General features: G+C 70.1%; 4 protein-coding genes and 1 pseudogene. 3 read left to right on the forward strand and 2 right to left on the reverse strand.

Features of this window, described 5'->3' with window-relative positions:
• Together DD1DGNOD_RS26785 and DD1DGNOD_RS09900 are read left to right on the forward strand one after the other, a co-directional pair.
• Window positions 1-225, forward strand: a pseudogene (locus DD1DGNOD_RS26785) (aminoglycoside phosphotransferase); the annotation flags it as partial.
• A 239-nt stretch (window positions 226-464) separates the two neighbouring features.
• Window positions 465-1,493, forward strand: coding sequence for a DUF2278 family protein (locus tag DD1DGNOD_RS09900; RefSeq protein WP_131766333.1), 1,029 nt, complete (start codon window positions 465-467; stop codon window positions 1,491-1,493).
• A 96-nt stretch (window positions 1,494-1,589) separates the two neighbouring features.
• On the opposite strand, the gene DD1DGNOD_RS09905 is transcribed toward DD1DGNOD_RS09900, so the two are convergent.
• A complete protein-coding gene (locus DD1DGNOD_RS09905) occupies window positions 1,590-2,417 on the reverse strand; it encodes an oxidoreductase (protein WP_131769958.1) in 828 nt (275 codons plus the stop codon).
• A 158-nt stretch (window positions 2,418-2,575) separates the two neighbouring features.
• Here DD1DGNOD_RS09905 and DD1DGNOD_RS09910 point away from each other — a divergent pair, with 158 nt between their 5' ends.
• Window positions 2,576-3,472 (forward strand): LysR family transcriptional regulator, encoded by an 897-nt coding sequence (locus tag DD1DGNOD_RS09910; RefSeq protein WP_206443058.1) that lies wholly within the window; start codon window positions 2,576-2,578, stop codon window positions 3,470-3,472.
• Window positions 3,473-3,600: 128 nt separating this feature from the next.
• Here DD1DGNOD_RS09910 and cysC read toward each other — a convergent pair whose 3' ends face one another.
• Entirely contained in the window at window positions 3,601-5,295 is a 1,695-nt protein-coding gene (gene cysC, locus DD1DGNOD_RS09915; RefSeq protein ID WP_131766335.1) for an adenylyl-sulfate kinase, read from the reverse strand.
• Between the last annotated feature and the right edge of the window lie 184 nt (window positions 5,296-5,479).

The following is a 5,479-nucleotide window of genomic DNA, read 5'->3' on the forward strand; positions in this document are numbered from 1 at the left end:
CTGGCGCCGGCGGCGTGGGCCCGGTTCCTCGGCGGATACACGGCCGCCGGTGGCCGTGCCGTGCCGCCCGACGCCGATCCGTGGCAGGTGCTGGATGCTCCCGCACGGGCGCTGGCCGTTGCGTACGCGGCGAACGCCGTGGCGGACAGCGTGCTCACCGGCACCCCACTCGACAGCGTTGCGCGGGCCTTCGTCGACTGCTGCCGGCGAATGCGCCGGTTGTGACACGCCGCTGATCCGTTCGCCAGGGTGCTGACCTGCTATTACGCTGGCCGACCTGTATTGGTCGGCCGACTCATATCCATATCGGTCGGCCCGCCGCCGGTCAACCCCTTATCGCTCAACTCCGTATCGGTTGACGGCGGTGTGCGGTGTGTTTACTCTTTCGTAGCCTTCTGAATGAAGGTTGGTGACAGCATACGGCAGGCAGCCGGGGGGCTGGCCACGCGTTTAGGGGAGAACGGATGCCATTGCGCGGCTATGGGGTACTGGTCGGGCAGGCCGTCGACGAGCGTGCCGAAGGCGGGACCGACACCCCGCATTACCAGATCCGTTTACGGGCCGCCGGCAGCGATTTCCGGATCGCGGTCAACGTGCTGTCCAGCCAGCAGCCGTCGGAACTGCTGTTCGTCGCGCAGGAGGATTTCCGGCATCCGATCCTGCCGGCGCTCGCGGCCTTGCCCGACGGGTTCACCGCGCTTTCCGGTCAGCCTGGAGGCCCTGCCCTGGACTACATCCGGGGCAACCTGTTCGACCGCCTCGACATGCGGCCGCTACCGGCGACACAGCCCGGGGCGGACAACGACCTCGCCGACAAGCTCCACCATTTCCTCTCCCGCGCGATCGCGGATCCGGCGGCCCGTGTGTACGCGTTCGGGCAGCGCTGGGGGCCGGAGGCAACCACCCCCGACAAGATATTCGAGTTCTCGCCCGGCAACGGCATCCACGACATTCACATGAACCAGGGGAACAGCGGGCGGTTCCGCGGTGACAACGGCGTATGGCAGGACGGTGGCCTGCTGTTCCGTTTTCCCGCCACCGGCCGGTGGGCCGCGGTCTTCCTCGCGTTCCAGTCCCAGGGATGGCACACCGACGACACCACCGGGCACGTTGTTCCCGACCTCACCGAAGTGGGCCCGGCTCCCCGACCGGCGTCCGGCGAGCCCGATCAGCGCGTCCGTATCGTCGCGGCCCTGGTCAACCCCGCCGGCCCCGCGCCTGAAACAGAAAGCGTCACCCTGGTGAACACCAGCCCGTTCCATATCGACCTTGCCGGCTGGGCGTTCGCCGACCAGCAGAAACGCCGCCATGTTCTGCGCGATCTCGTCATCGCCGCCGGCGACGCCGTTCGCGTGACGGTGTCCCCGCCCATGCAGCTCGGCAACAGCGGCGGGTTGATCACCCTGCTGGACAGGCGGGGCCTGAAGGTAGACGGCGTCTCCTACACAGCCGCTCAGGCCGGACGCGAAGGCTGGACCATCACCTTCCACTGACCGCATAGGTGCACTCCGCTACCCCGCTTTCCCCGGTTGATGATTCGGGCTGCATGCCTTCGCCCTGCTCGTGGCGGAACTTCGCTGCTCAGAACTTCACTGGTCAAGGGCGGTGTTGCGGGCGATCTTCTCCCAGGTGGTGATCTCCGCGCGGACGCTGTCGAGGTGGCCGAGGACGGCGTCGACGGCGTCCGCGCCCAGCGGCAGACGCAGCGGGGTCTCGTCGGCGTCCAGCGCGGTGAGGATCGCGGCGGCGGCCTTGGCCGGGTCGCCCGGTTGCGTGCCGTCGCCGGTCCTGGTCATCTGCCGGGTCGGGCCGACCGTGTCCGCGTAGTCCGCGATTTCCTCGCTGACGCTGATGTTGGCGAACAGGCTGGTGCGGAACGCGCCGGGCTCGACGATCAGCACCTTGATGCCCAGCGGACGCACCTCGGCGGCCAGCGCCTCCGACATTCCCTCGAGCGCGAACTTGGTGGCGCTGTAGGCGGAGAATCCGGCGAAGGACATCTGGCCGCCCATGCTGCTGAACTGCACGATCGATCCGGACCGGCGGGCGCGCATGTGTGGCAGCACGGCGCGGATCAGTGTGGCGGGCCCGAAGACGTGCAGGTCGAACAGCGAACGCAGCTCGGCGTCGGTGGTCTCCTCGGCCGCGCCGACGTGGCTGCGGCCGGCGTTGTTGACCAGCACGTCGATCCGGCCGTGGCGGTCGGTCAGATCCCGCACCGTGGCCTCGACGCCGAGGGCGTCGGTGACGTCCAGCGGCAGTGCTTCGACCTGGTCGGGGTACGCGGCGACCAGGTCGTCGAGCGTTGTGACGCGGCGGGCGGTCGCGACGACGACGTCCCCGGCGGCGACCGCCGCCTCGGTGATCGCTCGCCCGAATCCGCTGTTCGCCCCAGTCACCAGCCATACCCTGCTCATCGGATTCTCCCTCGCCCGGTCGGCTATTCGTTCCTCGGTCGGCCATGCGTTCGGTAGGCCGTTCGCGTGATCGACCATTCCCACGGTTGGCCGTGCGCGATCTACGATGCCGGCAGGCCTGATTGCCCGTCCAAGACCGGCCGTGATAGCCCATGGTTATGGACGTGCACGGGCGGGATCTGCGGTATTTCATCGCCGTTGCAGAGGAACTGCACTTCACGCGTGCGGCCGAGCGGCTGTTCATCTCACAACCGGCACTGAGCAAGCAGATCAGGACGCTGGAACGGCAGCTCGGCGCGCCGCTGTTCGAGCGCGACCGCCAAGGGGTCCGGCTGACACCGGTGGGTGCGGCGCTGCTGCCGCACGCCCAGCGCGTGCTCGCAGCCTGGGACACCGCGTGGGAGGCGGCCGAGCAGGCCAAGACTGCCGCACGAGCCACCCTCGTCGTGGGGATGAGTACCAGCCCCGGCCGCGGTGGTCTGCTACCGGCGATCAGGTCCCGGTTCACCGACACGCACCCCGCAGCCACCGTGAAGCTGCGCCAGGTCAATTGGGACGACTCGACCGCGGGACTCCAGGACGGCACGAGCGACGTGGCCTTCGTATGGCTGCCGATTCCCGATCCCGGCCGCTACATATGGGTGGTGGTGGCTGAGGAACCACGCCTGGTCGCCATGCCCCAGAAACATCCGCTGGCCGACCGCGGGGTCGTCGACTTCGCCGACCTGCTGGACGAACCGTTCCTCGCCTTGCCGGAGAGCGCCGGAGTACTGCGGGACTACTGGCTCGCCCTCGATGCCCGCGGCGGCAGGCCACCGCGCATCGGCGCCGAGATCGCCAGCACGGACGAGACCTACGAGGCCCTGGTGGACGGACGCGGCGTCTGCCTGCTGGCCACCGGGAACGCGCCCCTGATCACCCTGGGCAACGTCGTCACCCGCCCGGTCCGCGGCATCTCACCCAGCCAGCTCGCTCTCACCTGGCGGGCCGACGACCACCGCCCGCTGGTACTGGACTACGCCCGCGCCTGCCGTCAGGTGGCCGCCCACCTCTGAACGGCCGGCCGGAGCGCACGCTGCCGGGGCGGCCCGGCGCCCTTGCGCGCCGTCCACGGGGATGTGTGCGCCGTTGATTCCTTGTCTGCGGCCTCTGGCGCGGGGTCAGGCTCTGGCGTGTGGGGGGGTTAGGAGGTGAGCCAGCCGTCGGTGCGTAGGTGGTCCAGGACGGTCTGGACGGCGTCGTAGGGGGACGCGCCCGCGGTGTCGATCACGATATCGGCGTCCGCGGGTTCCTCGTAGGGGTCGGACACCCCGGTGAAGGCCGGGATGATGCCGGCGCGGGCCTTGGCGTAGAGGCCCTTGCGGTCACGCGCCTCGCAGACCTCCAGCGGGGTGGCGACATGGACCAGGACGAACCCGCCCCCGCTTTCCTCGACCATCGTTCTGACCTGGTGGCGGACGTCGTCATAGGGAGCTATCGGCGCGCAGACGGCGGTGCCGCCGACAGCGGTCACCGCTGCCGCGACAAAGCCGATCCGCAGGACGTTGGCATTGCGGTCCTCGCGGGAAAACCCCAGCCCTTTGGACAGATGCAGCCGGACCACGTCCCCGTCGAGCAACGTGACCCTGCGGTCCCCGCGTTCGAGCAGCCGGCACGCGAGCAGCTTGGCAAGCGTCGACTTGCCCGAACCGGACAGCCCGGTGAACAGCACGGTGAATCCCCGCTCGCCACGTGGCGGCTGCGCCCGGACCAGCTCGGCGGCCACTGCCGGTGGGGTGAGCGGCGGTGGTAGCCGCGTCCCGCGGTCGAGCAGCATCGACAACGCGGTTGCGCCGGGGGCGCTGGTCGCCGGGCCCACGATCATCGACCCGAATCCGTAGGCGAGTGAGACCTGTAGCCGGTAGGCCACCTCCCCGGCAAGGGCAGGCTCGGTCTTGCGGTCGTCAGTCTCCCGGACGGCGGTCTGCTGGCCGTCGCCATCTCGGCCACCGGTTTCCCGGCCGGCGGTCCGCTGGCCGGCCTTCTCCCGGTTGGCGGTTCCGGCGGGATCGGACGCCGTGCCGCCGGCGGCGGCCGGCTTGCGATCGGTGGTGGCGGTCTCGGGGCGGATGATGGTGTCCGGGCCGAAGGCGACCGACTCTGTCAGGCGCGCAACCGCCCGTACCGGTACCAGGGCGAGCATGATCCGGACGTCGGTGAGCGTGGCCAGTGCCGCCTTCAGGCACCGTATGCGCAGGTGGTGGCCGGCATCGGCCGGATCGGCCCCGCCGACCGGGGCGAGTACGGTGACAGCGCTCCCGGTGGCGCTCAATGCCTCGATGCGGTCCAGGTCCGCGGTGTGCAGCAGGCCGTCGACCCATACCGCGATGGGCGCCGGCTCGTTCGGGACGATCCAACCGCGCCGGAGCAGCTCCGCGCGCAGCGCTGCGGGGGTGAACCGCAGCTCCGGATAGTCGGGGTGCTCGGGCAGCCGCAACCCTTCGACCGTGCCGGACAGCGTCGCGCCCACGACCTCGGTCAGATGCAGAGCGGCGAGCATGACGCCTTCGGCGTCCCGCAGGGCGATCGTTGAACCGGGCTGGAACTTCTCGGTGTCCTGGGCGCCTTCGTCCCCGGCGTCCACGGTGAACCCCGGTGCCGCTGTCGGGGGGGTCGGGATCGGGCCGTCGTATGCCTGCTCCGGTTGCGGGCCGTCCTGCGGTGGATACCCGCCGGACAGCCGCAGCTCCAGTTCCGCAAGCTGAACGGCACTCAGTGTCACTGACTGCCAGCGCAGCGAGACCGCGGTCAGTTCCGCGGCACGCGCCTTGTCGACCAGCAACGCGGTCCTCTTACCGGTGGTACGCACACCGGTGACGGTAGCGGTTGGCGTGCGCATCTCGCTGGTGGTGACGGGCTGACGCGCCGCCCGGCGCCACGATCGGTGGCACACTGCCGTTGATGAGCACCGAGCAGCCGACGGACGCCGACGGCGGGGCCCGCGAAGCACCCGCGGACGCTCCCGCCCCCGCCGACTCCGTACCCGGCGATCCCGTACCCGGCGATCCCGTGCTCAGCGACTC

The sequence above is a fragment of the Candidatus Protofrankia californiensis genome (genome assembly GCF_900634765.1).
GTDB classification, from domain to species: Bacteria; Actinomycetota; Actinomycetes; order Frankiales; family Frankiaceae; genus Protofrankia; species Protofrankia californiensis.

What these genes read in the sequence shown, in the direction of transcription:
- DD1DGNOD_RS09910 (WP_206443058.1), top strand. Translation starts at nt 2,576, where the DNA reads ATGGACGTGCACGGGCGGGATCTGCGGTATTTCATCGCCGTTGCAGAG.
- DD1DGNOD_RS09905 (WP_131769958.1), bottom strand. Translation starts at nt 2,417, where the DNA reads ATGAGCAGGGTATGGCTGGTGACTGGGGCGAACAGCGGATTCGGGCGA.
- DD1DGNOD_RS09900 (WP_131766333.1), top strand. Translation starts at nt 465, where the DNA reads ATGCCATTGCGCGGCTATGGGGTACTGGTCGGGCAGGCCGTCGACGAG.
- cysC (WP_131766335.1), bottom strand. Translation starts at nt 5,295, where the DNA reads ATGCGCACGCCAACCGCTACCGTCACCGGTGTGCGTACCACCGGTAAG.